This is a genomic window from Nibrella saemangeumensis (assembly GCF_039541915.1).
Taxonomy (GTDB): Bacteria; Bacteroidota; Bacteroidia; order Cytophagales; family Spirosomataceae; genus Nibrella; species Nibrella saemangeumensis.
Map to the genome: position 1 here is coordinate 121956 of NZ_BAABHD010000028.1, position 15874 is coordinate 137829.

A 15874-nucleotide genomic window follows, 5' to 3' on the forward strand; every position below is an offset into this window, starting at 1 on the left:
AGCAATGATCAAGAAGTATCACCTGCAACAGATGGCTTACGTGCTTTTAGCAGTAGTAGCGCTTGCTGCCTGTAAATCAAAGCACCCGACCAGTGTGAAGCCTGGTAAGAAGAGTACGGCGACTGGTATAGCCTATAATGAAAAAGATGGCTTTCAGGTATCCAAATTCAAAGGTCAGCCGGTAGGTCCGAACCTCGTCTTCATTGAGGGCGGACGCTTCACAATGGGCTCTCTGGAGGAGGATGTAGTTAACTCGCGCGACAACCGCGAGCGTACCGTCAGCATCCAGTCTTTCTATATGGATGAAACGGAAATTGCCAACATTCACTATCTGGAGTACCTGAACGCTATTACGCGTGATTCTTCAGAGGAGTTTGTAAAATCAGCGCTGCCGGACACTACCGTGTGGGCAAACCCGCTGTCGTTTAACGATTCTTATGTAACCCAGTATTTGCGTTATCCTGCCTTCCGATATTATCCGGTAGTCGGTGTATCCTGGGTTCAGGCGACTGATTATGCTGCCTGGCGGACTGCAGCTATTAACGCTGACCTGTCTAAAAACGGCACTGCCGGTGGTAGTAAGAAAAAAGGGTTCTCCCTGAAGCGTAAGTCAAAGCAGGCTGAGACAGTTGCCATGTCGGACAGCGCCGGAGGTGGTCAGCCCAAATTAGGTCTCGAAAGCGGTCTTATTCTTCCTGATTATCGCCTTCCAACCGAAGCGGAATGGGAATATGCCGCCAAAGCCCTTATCGGAACTCAGTACCTTGACGAGAACCAGGCTAACCAGCGCATTTATCCATGGGACGGCTCTTCTGTCCGGAACCCCAAGAAAGGCCGTAAACAGGGCCAGATGCTTGCCAACTTTAAGCGGGGACGTGGTGACTACGCAGGTATCGCTGGCCGCGCTAACGATAAAGCTATTATTACCTCTGAGATTTACGAATATCCGCCTAATGACTTTGGGCTATACAACATGGCCGGTAACGTAAACGAGTGGGTTTATGACGTATATCGTCCGCTGTCACACATGGATGTTAGCGACCTGAACCCGATCCGCCGGAATGGTTATATGGATGATGCAAAGAATTATGACAAGAAGGGTAATAACTCAGCCATTGACGATAAGGTTCGCGTTTACAAAGGTGGTTCATGGGCTGATGTAGCCTACTGGTTATCGCCGGGAACACGTCGCTTCATGGATCAGGATTCAGCTACGGCTACGATCGGTTTCCGTTGCGCTATGATTGCTGGTGGCCGGAATCGGTAAGAGAATATCCGACAGACTTATTGCACTAGCGGCCGTTCGGTTTACCGGGCGGCCGCTAACGTTAATACCCCTACCGACGCACAACCAGCCTTCAGGAGTTGACTGGCACAGGCTTCTAAAGTCGCTCCGGTAGTCAAGACATCATCAATCAAGATCACTCGCTTGCCCTGTATTGACTCGGCATCGGCGATGGCAAAGACATCCTTGACGTTCTCCCAGCGTGCACCCTTGCCTTTCCTGGTTTGGGATGCTTCAAACCGGGTGCGCTTTAAAGCCGTAGTATTTACGGGTATCTTTAGTGCTTCTGATAATCCCTTGGCAATCCATTCACTCTGGTTGAAACCGCGCTGCCGTTCTCTAACAGGGTGCAGGGGAACGCCAATGAGGAGATTTGCCTCCGCTATATCCTGACACTTTTCTTTAAGCTCGTAACCAAACCAGCGGCCTAAAACCGCGCCCGCTTCTTTTTGCCCCTTGTATTTAATCTGGTGAATTAGCCGCTGAACGATCCCCTTCTTGGAAAATACCAGGTAAGAGTACGCAAAATCGAGCGGTACTTTGCCGGCAAATTGCAACGCTACGCCCGAAGAACTTGTCTTTGTCAGGTCCGTTACAGGTAATTTAACCCGGCATTGAACACACAGAATCTCTTCGTTTGGGGTCAGGTTCTCGCTACATCCCAGGCAGGAAACCGGGTACAGGAGGTCTACAAAATTATTACAGGCCCTTTTGATAAACTGAAGTAGGGTCTCCATCGTTATTGACTTAAATAGTGTAACTTAGCTATAGATTGGATAGGTGCGAATGGAGTCAGAAGAGCAGGTAAAGATAGATAAAGAATGGGAACAACTGATGGCCCATCTTCAGCAGGTAATCGGTAAACGGCCCGCTGACCTCAACGGTGTCTTATTTCTAATTGGCGTTCAGGAGCTGGGCAAAGGCCCACGTCACTTTACAAAAGAGCAAAAGCAGGATTTGATGCACATCGCCGTCTGTAAAGTTTTAAGTCTTGGAGGATACTACCAGCAGGTCGGAACAGACCCCGATGGCTGGCCACAGTGGCAATTAGTGCGTCCTGTCCCCCACGCCGATTTGCTGGCTCAGGAAGATATGCTGAAGGTATATGTGATTAAATATTTTGCATCACAGCAAATTCAGTAATCTATCCATCTCATTTTCTTTTGAAGTTATACATCCCATACTCATACCATGAAAGCTACCAACTCGTACGTTACGCTCCTGCAGCGGATTGAGGAGTATAAGAAGCGCTACTTTCTGAACCAGCTTGTCAAAGGTAGCCTTATGTTTCTGGCTCTTGTGTTTTCGCTTTATCTGCTTATCAACACCGCTGAGTTTTTCGGCCGGTTTAGTACACCAATTCGAGCGACTTTCTTTTTCGGTTTTTTACTCTTCATAGCAGGAGGAGCGTACTATTGGCTGGTGCAACCAGTAATGAGTTTATATGGTCTCCGAAAACCTCTGTCAGATGAGGAAGCCGCCCGGCAGATTGGGGGCTTTTTTCCGGAAGTAGGCGATAAGCTGGTTAACACGCTACAGCTTAAGCACCTTTCAGCCTATGAAGGTGAACTACTCAACGCCAGCTTGAACCAACGGTCGCAGCAGTTGCTGATCAATCGCTTTGCGAATGCGATTGAATTAAGCAGAAACCGTCGTTTCCTCAAATACGTAATGTTACCGGTAGCGTTAATTCTGTTTATTCTATTATTCAACCCGTCGTTTTTTACTAACACCTCAACTCGAATTGTTCAGTATGATCGGGAGTTTGTAGAGGAAGCTCCTTTCCGGTTTGTGGTCAATAATGAAAAGCTGCAGGCTTACCGTAATGAGGATTTTAAGTTGGATGTACAGCTTACCGGAGAAGTGATTCCGCAAACTGTGTACCTGGTAGTTGATGGAACCCGCTTTAAACTGGAGAATACGAAGGGAAATAATTTTGCCTATACATTCGATAACGTTCAGCGGGATATAGACTTCACACTGGAAGCTTCGGGTTATAAATCCACGAAATACACCATCGGCTTAATCGACCGGCCCTCCGTCCTGGCTTTTGACGTAAAGCTTACCTACCCGGCTTACCTCAATAAACCGGCAGAGCAATTATCCAATGTAGGGAACCTGCTGGTACCCCAGGGTACAGTTGTCACGTGGAACTTTACGGCTGATCATACCGATTCTCTGCTGCTCCGTTTCCATCCTGGAAGCAGCATTGGGGTAGCTCGGAAGGTAGAAAATAACGCCTTCTCCCTGACCCGGCAGATTAACCAGAACATTAACTATTCGGTTGACCTGGCTAATAAGTATGCCAGCAATAACTCTAACCTGCGGTATAATATTCAGGTAATTCCCGATCGCTTTCCACAGATCACAGTTGAAAAACAGCAGGACACAGTTACGTATAATTATATTGTTCTGGGTGGCTCGATCAACGATGATTATGGCTTTACCCGCCTTCGGCTGGTGGCGAATGTAACACGGGAGGGCAAGGAAAAACCTAATACGATTACCCGTGACATAGCTATCAACCGCAGCTCTCTGTCACAGAATTACTCCTTTGGATGGGCTTTGGATAGTTTGAAACTTCAGGTCAATGATCGGGTGGAGTATTATCTGCAGGTATGGGACAACGACGGTATCAACGGCCCGAAATCTACCCGGACGGCTCAGCTTAACTTCACGGTACCGTCACCTGAAGAAGTGCAGAAGCAGATTGACCAATCCGCTCAGAAGGCAGAGCAGCAGATGGAAAATGCACTCAATAAAACGCAGGGCATCAAGAAGGACCTGAACAGCATCGAAGAGCGTCTGCGCACTAAAAAGAGCACCGACTTCCAGGACAAAAAGCAATTAGCCGATGTCTTGAAGAAGCGTGAAGAGCTAATGCAGGAGATACAGAAGCTGCAGGAACAGTTTAAACAAACGAATGATATTCAGAATCGCTTTTCTGAAAACAACAAGATTCAGGAAAAAATACAACAGCTACAGAAGCTCTTTAATGAGTTGCTCGATCCCGAATCTAAAAAGCTTTTTGAGGAATTGAAATCCCTCTTAGAGAAGAAACAGGACGAGAAAGCTTCTGAATTGCTGGACCGACTGAGCCGCAAAGAGCGCAATTTTGAAAAGGACTTGGAGCGAGCCCTTAAGATGTTTAAGCAGATTCAAATGGAACAGAAGCTGAATAACATTGCTGAAAATCTGGAGAAACAGGCTGAAAAGCAGGAACAATTAGCGAAAGAAGCGGAACAGAATAAGAATGCCGAAGACAGCAAGAAGCAGGAGGACCTGAAAAATCAGCAGGAGAAAGCGACGGAGGATTTTAATAAAATCTCTGAGCAGTTAAAAGAATTAGAGAAGGATGCTGAAAAAGAAGATCTGACAAAGCCAGATACTCAGGAGGACACCCAAAAGGAGATTCAGGAGCAGATGAAAGAATCTCAAAAAAACTTGGATCAGAAACAAAATAATAAAGCATCGGATTCTCAAAGCAAGACATCAAAGGCCATGAAGAAAATGAGCCAGAAGCTGGCCGAATCCATGGCCAATGCAGAAGCGCAGGAACTTCAGGAGAATATTGATGATCTCCGTGCCTTGCTGGAGAACCTGATATCACTTTCTTTCTCGCAGGAGAAAGTAATGAAAGACTTTAGGGGTATCAACTCACAAGACCCCCGGGTAACCAAACTTTCTCAGGAGCAGCTAAAACTTCAGGACGATGCTAAGATTATAGAAGATAGTCTGAATGCCCTCGCCAGTCGTGTGGTTCAGATTCAGTCGTTCGTTACGCGTGAACTGACAGACATGAAATACTACATGGATCAGAGTGTTCAGCAACTGAAAGAGCGTCGTTTTGGTCCGGCTACTGGTCGGCAACAGTTTGCCATGACGTCAATTAATAACCTGTCGTTGATGCTTAGTGATGTGTTAAAGAATATGCAGGCTCAAATGAATTCGATGGCCATGCCCGGTAAAAGTAAAGGCAACAAAAAGGGGCAGCAGCCATCTATGAGTATGGGCCAAATGCAAAAGGAAGTAAATGAGCGGATGAAGCAGTTGCAGCAAAGTGGAAAAGGAGGACGGGGTATGTCCGAAGAACTTTCCCGTCTTGCCGCTGAGCAGGCCATGATTCGGAAAATGCTTAAAGAAATTGAAGAGCAGAGCAAGGGAACCGAATTAGGTAAGCAGCTCGGTAATCAGTTAAAAGAGCTTCAGGAGAAAATGGATGAAACCGAAACCGATTTGGTGAATAAGCGAATCAATCAGAATACGTTAAATCGTCAGAGCGAAATTATGATTCGTCTATTGGAATCCGAAAAGGCTATTAAGCAACAGGAAGAAGATCCGAAACGTCAGGCAGAAGCTGCGAAAAGTCAGGAACGTAGCAATCCGTCTTATCTGGATAGTTTGGTGCCTCAGCAGTCAAAGCAAACCGAGGTACTACGTACTGTTAATCCTTCCTTTAATCAGTATTATAAAAAGGAAGCTAATAAGTACCTGCAAAAAGTTACTCAGTAGTCGATTGGTTCGTTTTAGCATATTTCCTTAAAACACACGAACCTTTTATCAATTTTCGACATTTTTGTAAAAGTTTCCACGTGAAACATTTTTCAAAAATCGTCAAAAATGTTCGCAACATACGATGTTATAATAGTAGGAGCAGGACACGCCGGTTGTGAAGCGGCAACAGCTGCGGCTAACATGGGCTCAAAGGTCCTGCTCATTACTATGAATATGCAAACCATCGCCCAGATGTCCTGCAACCCGGCGATGGGCGGAGTAGCCAAAGGACAAATAGTAAGAGAGATTGATGCACTTGGCGGACAGTCGGGCATCATCAGCGACAAGAGCATGATCCAGTTCCGCATGCTCAATCGCTCCAAAGGTCCAGCTATGTGGAGTCCCCGCTGCCAAAGCGACCGCATGGTTTTCGCGCAGGAGTGGCGCAATACTTTGGAACAAACCCCCAATATAGATTTCTGGCAGGATACCGTGAGCGAGGTTATCGTCAAAGACGGCCGTGCGTATGGGGTTAAAACATCCATGGGCATGGAAATTAGTGCCAAGGCAGTTGTGCTCACCAATGGCACCTTTCTGAACGGAAAAATATTTATTGGCGAGAAGGTATTCGGTGGGGGTCGCACCGCCGAACGGGCCGCTACCGGTTTAACCCAACAACTCATTAGTCTGGGCTTTGAATCGGGCCGGATGAAAACCGGAACTCCACCCCGTATCGACGGTCGTAGCCTGAACTACGCTGTTATGGAAGAACAACCGGGCGACGAGAATCCAGGTAAGTTTTCGTATCTCGACACAAGGCCGCTCGACAAACAACGGAGCTGCTGGATTACCTATACCAGCGAAGATGTGCACGAAGTACTGCGGGAAGGTTTTGAAAAATCGCCTATGTTCACGGGCCGAATCAAAGGCTTAGGACCACGCTACTGCCCATCCATAGAAGATAAAATCAATCGTTTTGCCGACAAAGACCGTCACCAGATTTTCGTAGAACCAGAAGGGTGGGAGACCGTTGAAGTATATGTGAATGGTTTTTCTACCTCTTTGCCAGAAGACGTTCAGTATAAGGCACTCACTAAAATACGGGGCTTTGAGAATGCGAAAATGTTCCGTCCCGGCTACGCTGTCGAGTATGATTTCTTCCCGCCTACGCAACTAAAGCTTACGCTGGAAACGCAGCTGGTAGGTAATCTATTCTTTGCCGGCCAGATCAATGGCACTACCGGATACGAAGAAGCAGCAAGTCAGGGTCTAATTGCCGGTATAAACGCCCACAACAATGTCCACGAAAAAGAGGAATTTATAATCAAGCGTTCTGAAGGATATATTGGCGTACTCATCGACGACCTGACTACCAAAGGTACTGAAGAGCCATACCGTATGTTTACCTCAAGAGCGGAATACCGGACACTACTGCGTCAAGATAACGCCGATATCCGGTTAACTGAGCGGGGATATAAAATCGGATTAGCCACTGAAGAGAGAATGGCAAAGCTCCAACAGAAGAAGGAAGATACCGCCCGCTTACTGCAAGGGCTAAAAGAAACGAAAGTGAAACCAGAAGATATTAATAGCTGGCTAGAGGAAAAAGGTAGTACACCATTACGCGAAAAAAGCACGCTATTATCCCTGCTGAAGCGGCCAGAGATTGGCCTGGACGAGGCACAAACCCTTCTGAGATTAACTTCTGACCTGCCGATACAACATACCGAAGCCATTGAGCAGGCCGTTATAGAAATAAAATATGAGGACTACCTGAACCGGGAACGAATTAATGCCGATAAACTGTCGCGGTGGGAAGGATTGGAAATTCACCCGTCGTTCGACTACGACCGGCTGAAAGCTTTGTCGCATGAGGGACGGGAGAAATTGAAACGGCAACGGCCCGGTACCATCGGACAAGCCACCCGAATCAGTGGCGTTAGTCCTTCCGATATTTCTGTATTGTTAGTCTACTTAGGCCGATAATCAATGAGCCTTGAAATCGTTAATGAGTGTCCGGCTTGCGGAAACCAAATCTTCACCAATTATATTACCTGCCAGGATTACCTGGTAAGTAACCAGCAATTCCAGATTCAACAGTGCAGTACTTGCACACTGTTGCTAACCAATCCCAGACCGGATGTTGTCTCAATCGGCCATTATTATAAGTCGCAGGATTACATCTCTCATACGGATGGTAACACCGGGCTGATCGATCAACTGTACCGCACGGTCCGGACGTACACGCTCCGGCAAAAGGTTAATTTGATTGACGAAGTCAATAAAGGCAAAGGTTCCATGCTTGATGTTGGGTGTGGAACCGGCAGCTTTTTGGAACAATGCCAGGCAGCAGGGTGGGAGGTAAGTGGCGTAGAACCGGACCCGGACGCTCAGGCCATTGCGGAAAAGCGCCTGCAAAAACACATCAAAGAAAACGTCCATCAGATAGAGGTTCGGCCACCGTTTGATGTCATCACCATGTGGCATGTACTGGAGCATATTCCACTGGTCAATGAGTCGTTAAAACAGATACACAGTCTGCTCCGGCCAGGTGGAACACTCATCATTGCCGTACCCAATTGCCAATCCTGGGATGCGGAACATTACATGAAATGGTGGGCCGCCTACGATGTACCACGCCATCTTTATCATTTCTCACCAACAACCTTGCGAAAATTGGTGGAGAAAAATGGCTTCAACGAAGTAGGTCGACGGCCTATGCTGTTCGACTCCTTTTACATCGCTATGCTCAGCACTAAAAACCGGGATGGGAAAACTAATTACGCAGAAAGTGTCATCAACGGATTAAAATCAAATTTTCACGCCCGGCGCACCGGTAACTATTCGAGCTTAACCTATGTCTTTCAACGCCAGTGATAGTCCACAAGTACGTTTTTCTATTAGGCCAATCTGGTATCTGCTGCTTCTGATTTGTCTTCCTGTTCTTTTTAATCAGTGTGCTCAGGTGGCTCAGCCGCCTGGAGGAAAGAAAGACTCACTGGCACCTGTTCTGCTGAAAAGTATTCCCGAAAGCAAACAGACAAATTTTAAAGGTAGGGAGATTGAACTCTTCTTTAACGAATATATTTCGGTAGAAAATCTGCCGCAGAAAGTCATTGTTACGCCAGGGACAGGATTAACCTTTAATTACAAGATCCGGCCAACGAGTGTTTACCTGAAATTCAATGAGCCGTTTAAAGACAATACTACCTATACGGTAAGCTTCACTGACGCTATTAAAGACGCTACGGAACGGAACCCGGCTACTAATCTGAAACTGGTTTTCAGTACCGGCACCCAATTGGATTCCCTTAGCGTCAGCGGGAAAGTTACCGATCTGAAAACCGGGAAGGTTGTCGCCGACGCGCTGGTGGGTTTGTATGCCGTACGTGATACCTTGAATGCATTAAAAGAGAAACCTATATACTATAGCAAGACAGATACCAGCGGAAACTTTCTGATGGAAAACATCAGAGCGGGCGGTTATGAGCTATTAGCCTTCAATGACGCGAACAACAACTTCCTGTTCAATCAACAGAACGAACGAATCGGTTTTCTGAAAGACAGTATTAACCTCACCGGCAACATTAACGGTGTAGAACTGCAACTGTTTTCGCAAAACAATTCCCCGGCAAAGATAAGTCGGACAGAATCACGTCAGGATAGTTATGGTATTACGCTGGATAAAGGCATCGAACGATACCAGGTAAACTTCCGCCGGAAAGAAGACAGTATTCCATCTATCCTGGCATCGGCTAATCAGATAAAGTTCTTTCGGAACCGGGCCACTCCGGATACCATTGGTGTTGTGCTAACCGTGGTTGACTCAATCGGAACATCAACAGATTTGAAACAAACGCTTTCCTTCCGGGACCGAAGCCGACGGGATAAAGCGGAGCCATTTACCGCCGTTTCTGAACCGCCACAGAACGATGCCGTTGAAAAAACCTTTAACTGGACCCTCACGTTTACTAAACCCGTAGGTAGGATAAATAAACAACTCATTACCATCCTGAGTGATAGTACATCCTCTGAGGAATTTGACGAAGGTAAAATACAGTGGAGCAACGGGCAGTCTATGCTTTCATACCCGATCAACAGCTCAGCCCGAAAAGATATTCGTATATCGTTAGAAGAGGGAGCGTTTATGAGTGTGCTGGAAGACTCGCTTAAAAAAACCGTTTTCACCTACCGAATCCTCAATCCTGAAGACTTCGGTTTGTTGAAAGGTCAGGTTGTGAGTAATGCTCCTAATTATATCGTTGAACTCGTCAATGAAAGCGGGAAAGTTATAAGCCGGGAAGTTAATAGTAAGACATACACCTTCCGCAATGTCAGACCAGGTCGCTACCGACTGCGGCTCGTCATTGACCGTAACAACAACGGGCGGTGGGACACCGGTAACTACCAGTTGAAACAAGAAGCTGAACCTATCATCTATTACCCCAGCATTATTCAGGCTAAAGCCGATTTTCAATTTGAGGGCGTAGATTTGGAGTATTCGGAAAAGGTCAATTCAAAATAAAAAATATATAAATTTTGTGTGTACAACCCTGTGGATAAGTGGCACTTGGGTGTGCATAAGGGTGAGAGTTATCCCCACAAATTGTTTATTAAAGTTAGTATATTCACTTATCCACACATTAATGTGGTGGATAAAAGCATAAACTGAGGTTTCTGAACGTTGAATAAACAAGTTATCCCTGCCCCGGTTTCGTGCATAATTTTCGTCCACATTTCAACCATTTAATAAGTAGGGAAATGTGGACAAGTTGTTAATAGGCTAACCAGCAACGACTTGCATGTGGATAACTAAAGTAGCACTGTTGATAAGCATGCAACTTAATCCACAATTAAATGTTAACTTCGGTGGATAACTGAGGTATTCACATTTCCACAGTGGTAATGATTTATAATAGCTTTTGTTTAAAAAGATTATTTATTATAAAATGAATAAGGGGATACTCACATATCTGTTGGTGCTGATGACCTCACTGACAGTGTTTGCTCAAAGCGCCGATGACCTGGCGGGCGAGTATTACAAGAACGGCGACTTTGAAAAAGCTGCCCTGGAGTATAGCAAACAAATCAGGAAGGGCGCGGCCTGGCAAACCCTGTTCCGGTATGTGAATAGTCTCAAGCGGGTGAATAAGTCAGATGAAGCCCTGAAATTTTTAAAAAAGCAGGTCAGGTCCGATGAAGACAACAAAGTGTATTATGATGTGCTGACCGGCTACTTGTTGAAAGACCAGCCTGATACTACCAAGAGCTATAACGCCTTTGCGGCAGCCTTTGCCGATGCAAAAGGGTCAGGCGACAGGCTGGCTCGCTTGGGAGAAGCGTTTAAGGAGGTAGAAGAACCCCGCTGGGCGATTAAATCCTATGAAACAGCCCGAACTGTGGCTAAAGAAGAAAGTGCCCACAGCGAAGAGTTAGCGGCCTTATACCGAAGTACAGGTTCAACCGAAAAGTATATCGAGGAGATGCTGACCGTACTTCAGCAAGGAGAGAAGAAAGAAGTGGTTTACAACAGTCTGCAAACCGTAGTAAACTCCAAGGATGAAGCCTTACTGGAGAAAGTGGTATACGACAAAATACAGAAAAATCCGAACGTACTTGCCTACAACGAAGTGCTAAGCTGGTACCTCCTCCAGAAGCAACGCTTTAACAGGGCGCTCATCCAGGAGAAAGCCATGGATCGTCGGATGAAGATGAACGGTTCGCGGGTATATGACCTTGGCCAGATGGCGCTGAACAGTAAGGATTACAAAACGGCAGCCGATGCCTTTGAGTACATCGTTACTAGTTATCCACAGGGACAGCTTTACCCCATCGCTCGCCGGATGGTTATCAATGCCCGGGAAGAACAGGTTAAATACACCTACCCGGTGGATAAGGCTGAAATACATAAGCTGATTCGGGATTACCAGAAAATGCTCCGTGAAATTGGCTTAAACCCGAGAACACTGGAGGCCTTACGCAACACCGCTAACCTGTACGCTTATTACTTGGACGAGAAAGACTCAGCGCTTACCGCATTGAATACCGCCATAGAAATGGGTCGGGGCGATAAGAACTTTGTGGATAAGTGTAAAATTGACAAAGGCGATATTTATCTGCTGATGGGAGAGCCTTGGGAGTCCACATTGTTGTACTCGCAAGTAGAAAAGTCGCAGAAAGAGGAGTTGTTAGGCTATGAGGCCAAACTGAAAAACGCCAAACTACACTACTACAAAGGTGAGTTTGTGCTGGCTAAAGAATTACTGGATATTTTGAAGATGGCAACCTCCCGCGAGATTGCGAACGATGCCGAATCGCTCAGCCTGCTTATTGTGGATAACACCGGAATGGACAGCACAGAAGCGGCCATGAAAGAATATGCATCAATTGACCTGATGCTGTTTCAAAATAAAACAGATCAGGCCATAGAGGCACTAAATAAAATGCAAATCCAGTACAAGGACCATAGCCTTGTTGATGAAATTATCTGGCTACGCGCTAAAACGTTCCAGAAGCAGGGACGTTATGATGAGGCCATTGAAGACCTGAAAAAAATTGTAGCTGGTTATCCTCAGGATATCCTGGGGGATGATGCTCTATTTCTGTACGCCACCATTACAGAGGAGCGTAAAAAGGATAAACCGGCGGCTATGGATCTTTATCAAAAACTACTTCAGGATTATCCAGGTAGCATTCACGTAGCCGAAGCCAGAAAGCGTTTCCGGCTACTTCGAGGTGATATCATCAACTAAGATACCGTTTGCAGCAGGCTTTCTTTAAACGCTTGAAAGTCTGCCGGAATAGCTATTACCTGTTTGGTCCGATTAGCCAGGTGGGCAAGGCGCTCTGGTACATCAACAGGTTGTCCTAGGATAGACTCCACCAGCGGCTTGAACTTGGAAGGATGAGCGGTAGCTAAGGCAACTCCACAAACCTGCGTGTCTTTATCGAGGTAATTATCAAGGCCGCGAATGCCAATAGCCGTGTGCGGGCAGGCAACATAATTGTACTGTTGATAAATCCGCTGCATGGCTTCCTCCGTTTCCTCGTCCGTGAAAAAATAACCTTCAATGTTTTGCTTAATCGTATCCAGGTCATTACCATACAAGTGACAGAGCCGTACAAAGTTGCTTGGATTACCCACATCCATAGCATTTGAGATTGTGCTTACCGACTCTTTAGGTTCATATATGCCAGAATAGAGAAAGTTAGGCACTACATTATTGAGATTCGTAGCCGCTATAAACTTCCGAACGGGTAAACCCATACGTTGTGCTAATACGCCAGCACTCAGGTTGCCAAAATTTCCGCTGGGTGTAGAGAAGACCAAGGGTGATCCAAATTGTTTTAACTGGCCATACGCCCGGATATAATAAAAACTTTGTGGTATCAGACGGAAAATATTGATAGAGTTTGCGGAGGATAGTGATACTATTTTGTTTAGCTCACTGTCCAGAAAAGCTGTTTTTACAATAGCCTGACAATCGTCGAAAGAGCCATCTACTTCAAACGCCTGAATATTTCCGCCAAGCGTAGTGAGCTGTTTCTCCTGAAGATCACTCACCCTGTTTTTCGGATACAGAATAGACACGCGTACACCCTCTACATTATGAAAGCCCATAGCAACCGCGCCCCCCGTATCACCGGATGTAGCTACCAGAATATTAATCTCACGGTCTAATTTTTGAGAGAAGTAAGACATAAAAGCTGCCATGTACCGCGCTCCAACATCTTTAAAAGCAAGGGAAGGGCCATGAAAAAGCTCAAGTACATACTTTTTCGCTTTGTCCAGTTCATGCACGGGCGTATCAAAGGGGAAGGCGCTCTGAACCAAACCAACCAGTGCTTCGTCCGGAATAGTGTCACCAAAATAAACACGGCTGATTTCGTAGGCAACATCCGCCAGCGACCCATCCGCTATACGATTGAAAAAAGAAGCATCGCGGTATGGGATGGTGATAGGCATATAAAGGCCTTTATCAACTGGCATACTTTGAAAAAGAGCTTCTTCTGCTGAAACCGTCAAATCCGGATTATTTGTACTGTAAAAACGCATGGTAAGGTTTTAAATAATATAGCAAAGTACGGTAAAACCAACTGAAACCGAAACTCAAAAGCAGGCAAATGTAAACCGTTCAAAAGGAGAGTGAACGAAGACATCGCCTAATCTGTATTTTTGTTAAAACCAAAAACCAGCTATGACATACGGATTTTATAATGTTCCGGTGCCGGTCAACGAACCCATCAAGGAATACCGACCGGGCTCACCGGAGCGTGAGAACCTTAAAAAGGCATTGGCTGAACTACGTTCCCGGGAAGAAGATATTCCCATGTACATAAACGGGGCGGAGGTTCGTACCGGAAAAACCATCAGACTTGCCCCCCCGCATGATCACCAGCACACACTAGCTTACTTTCACGAGGGCGACGCGCAGCACGTTCAACAGGCCATTGATGCTGCTCTCCAGGCAAAGGAGGCCTGGGCAGCTATGTCCTGGGAGCACAGGGCCAGCATTTTCCTGAAAGCCGCAGAACTCATTGCCGGACCGTACCGGGCCAAAATTAATGCGGCAACCATGCTGGGCCAATCAAAGAATGTCTACCAGGCTGAGATTGATTCAGCCTGCGAACTCATTGACTTTTTGCGGTTCAATGCCTACTTCATGACGAAGATTTACCAACAGCAGCCCAACTCGTCGCCCGGCGTCTGGAACCGTCAGGAATACCGTCCGCTCGAAGGATTTATCTTCGCGTTAACACCCTTCAATTTCACAGCTATAGCGGGGAACCTACCAGCCGCGCCGGCAATGATGGGAAACACGATAGTCTGGAAACCAGCCTATCAGCAAATTTATTCGGCAAAGGTTATCATGGACGTCTTCCAGGAAGCAGGCCTACCCAATGGCGTTATAAATCTTATTTATGTAGATGGCCCCCTGGCGGGCGAAGTCATTTTCAATCATGCAGACTTTGGAGGTATTCATTTTACAGGTAGTACTAAAGTCTTTCAGAATATTTGGGGAATCATTGGCAGCACCATACATAAGTACCGCTCGTATCCCAGAATAGTAGGAGAGACAGGGGGGAAAGACTTCGTTCTGGTGCATGAGTCAGCAGATGTAGAAGAAGTTGTCGTCGCCCTGATACGGGGAGCCTTTGAATACCAAGGACAGAAGTGTTCAGCAGCATCACGGGCCTATATTCCGTCAACTATGTGGCCACAATTAAAAGAAAGGCTTGTTGCTGAACTGGCTACCTGCAAAATGGGCGGGGTAGAAGATTTTACGAACTTCATCAACGCCGTTATCGATGAGCGCTCTTTTGGTAAAATAGCCCGTTACATCGACGAAGCTAAAAACAATGAAGGTGTTGAGATAATCGCCGGCGGAGGCTATGATGACTCAAAAGGCTATTTTGTTGAGCCTACTGTCCTTCGGGTAAGTGATCCTGCTTACCAGACCATGTGTGAAGAGATATTCGGTCCGGTGTTATCAATATATGTCTATAAACCGGAGGAGTTCGATGAGGTAATAAAGCTCGTAGATCAAACATCTCCTTATGCACTCACGGGGTCAATATTTGCTAAAGAAAGAGAAGTAATTGATAAAGTTACAAAACTGCTTTGGCATGCGGCAGGCAATTTCTACATCAATGATAAGCCAACCGGCGCGGTTGTAGGTCAGCAACCTTTTGGAGGAGCCAGAGGATCAGGGACCAACGACAAAGCAGGTTCGCTGCTCAACCTCTTGCGCTGGGTTTCTGCCCGAACGATTAAGGAAACGTTTGTGCCACCGAGACAGATCAGTTATCCCTTTATGCAGGCGGAATAAAATTCTTAAAAACTTTTGAAGAGGGTCTTGACAAACGGAAAATAACCTACTACCTTTGCAGTCCAATTCAATGAAACAGGCCAACAACGGTTGGCCGCCGACCCGAAAGGGAAGAAGTTCTTTGACGTATTGACATCAATAATTAGCACTATTTAAGGCCATAAGACAGCCCTTTTTGGGGCAAGCAGTCGTGAGACTGCATATTACTATTTACGATGGAGAGTTTGATCCTGGCTCAGGATGAACGCTAGCGGCAGGCCTAATA

10 protein-coding genes are annotated in these 15874 nt (G+C 46.2%); 8 read left to right on the forward strand and 2 right to left on the reverse strand.

Going from position 1 to position 15874, the window contains the following annotated elements; genetic code table 11:
• Nucleotides 1-4: 4 nt before the first annotated feature.
• Nucleotides 5-1267, forward strand: a complete 1263-nt coding sequence (locus ABD949_RS13080) for an SUMF1/EgtB/PvdO family nonheme iron enzyme (RefSeq protein WP_345244143.1) — start codon at nucleotides 5-7, stop codon at nucleotides 1265-1267.
• Between the two features lie 41 nt (nucleotides 1268-1308).
• Here ABD949_RS13080 and ABD949_RS13085 read toward each other — a convergent pair whose 3' ends face one another.
• A complete protein-coding gene (locus tag ABD949_RS13085) occupies nucleotides 1309-2022 on the reverse strand; it encodes a ComF family protein (protein ID WP_345244145.1) in 714 nt (237 codons plus the stop codon).
• A 49-nt stretch (nucleotides 2023-2071) separates the two neighbouring features.
• On the opposite strand from ABD949_RS13085, the gene ABD949_RS13090 reads away from it, so the two are divergent.
• From ABD949_RS13090 to ABD949_RS13115, 6 genes are all read left to right on the forward strand, one after another.
• Nucleotides 2072-2428 (forward strand): hypothetical protein, encoded by a 357-nt coding sequence (locus ABD949_RS13090; protein WP_345244146.1) that lies wholly within the window; start codon nucleotides 2072-2074, stop codon nucleotides 2426-2428.
• Nucleotides 2429-2476: 48 nt separating this feature from the next.
• Nucleotides 2477-5797 (forward strand): DUF4175 family protein, encoded by a 3321-nt coding sequence (locus ABD949_RS13095; protein ID WP_345244148.1) that lies wholly within the window; start codon nucleotides 2477-2479, stop codon nucleotides 5795-5797.
• Between the two features lie 108 nt (nucleotides 5798-5905).
• A complete protein-coding gene (gene mnmG / locus ABD949_RS13100) occupies nucleotides 5906-7765 on the forward strand; it encodes a tRNA uridine-5-carboxymethylaminomethyl(34) synthesis enzyme MnmG (RefSeq protein ID WP_345244150.1) in 1860 nt (619 codons plus the stop codon).
• 3 nt (nucleotides 7766-7768) lie between these two features.
• Entirely contained in the window at nucleotides 7769-8656 is an 888-nt protein-coding gene (locus ABD949_RS13105; RefSeq protein WP_345244151.1) for a class I SAM-dependent methyltransferase, read from the forward strand.
• Between the two features lie 88 nt (nucleotides 8657-8744).
• Nucleotides 8745-10304, forward strand: coding sequence for an Ig-like domain-containing domain (locus ABD949_RS13110; protein WP_345244152.1), 1560 nt, complete (start codon nucleotides 8745-8747; stop codon nucleotides 10302-10304).
• Between the two features lie 424 nt (nucleotides 10305-10728).
• Nucleotides 10729-12531, forward strand: coding sequence for a tetratricopeptide repeat protein (locus ABD949_RS13115; RefSeq protein WP_345244153.1), 1803 nt, complete (start codon nucleotides 10729-10731; stop codon nucleotides 12529-12531).
• Here ABD949_RS13115 and thrC read toward each other — a convergent pair.
• The gene (gene thrC, locus ABD949_RS13120; RefSeq protein WP_345244154.1) at nucleotides 12528-13835 is read right to left on the reverse strand and encodes a threonine synthase; all 1308 of its coding nucleotides are present in this window, start codon (nucleotides 13833-13835) and stop codon (nucleotides 12528-12530) included. The genes ABD949_RS13115 and thrC overlap by 4 nt on opposite strands.
• A 142-nt stretch (nucleotides 13836-13977) precedes the next feature.
• On the opposite strand from thrC, the gene pruA reads away from it, so the two are divergent.
• Complete coding sequence (pruA, locus tag ABD949_RS13125) at nucleotides 13978-15609, forward strand: L-glutamate gamma-semialdehyde dehydrogenase (RefSeq protein ID WP_345244155.1); 1632 nt, start codon at nucleotides 13978-13980, stop codon at nucleotides 15607-15609.
• The last annotated feature ends 265 nt before the right edge of the window (nucleotides 15610-15874 follow it).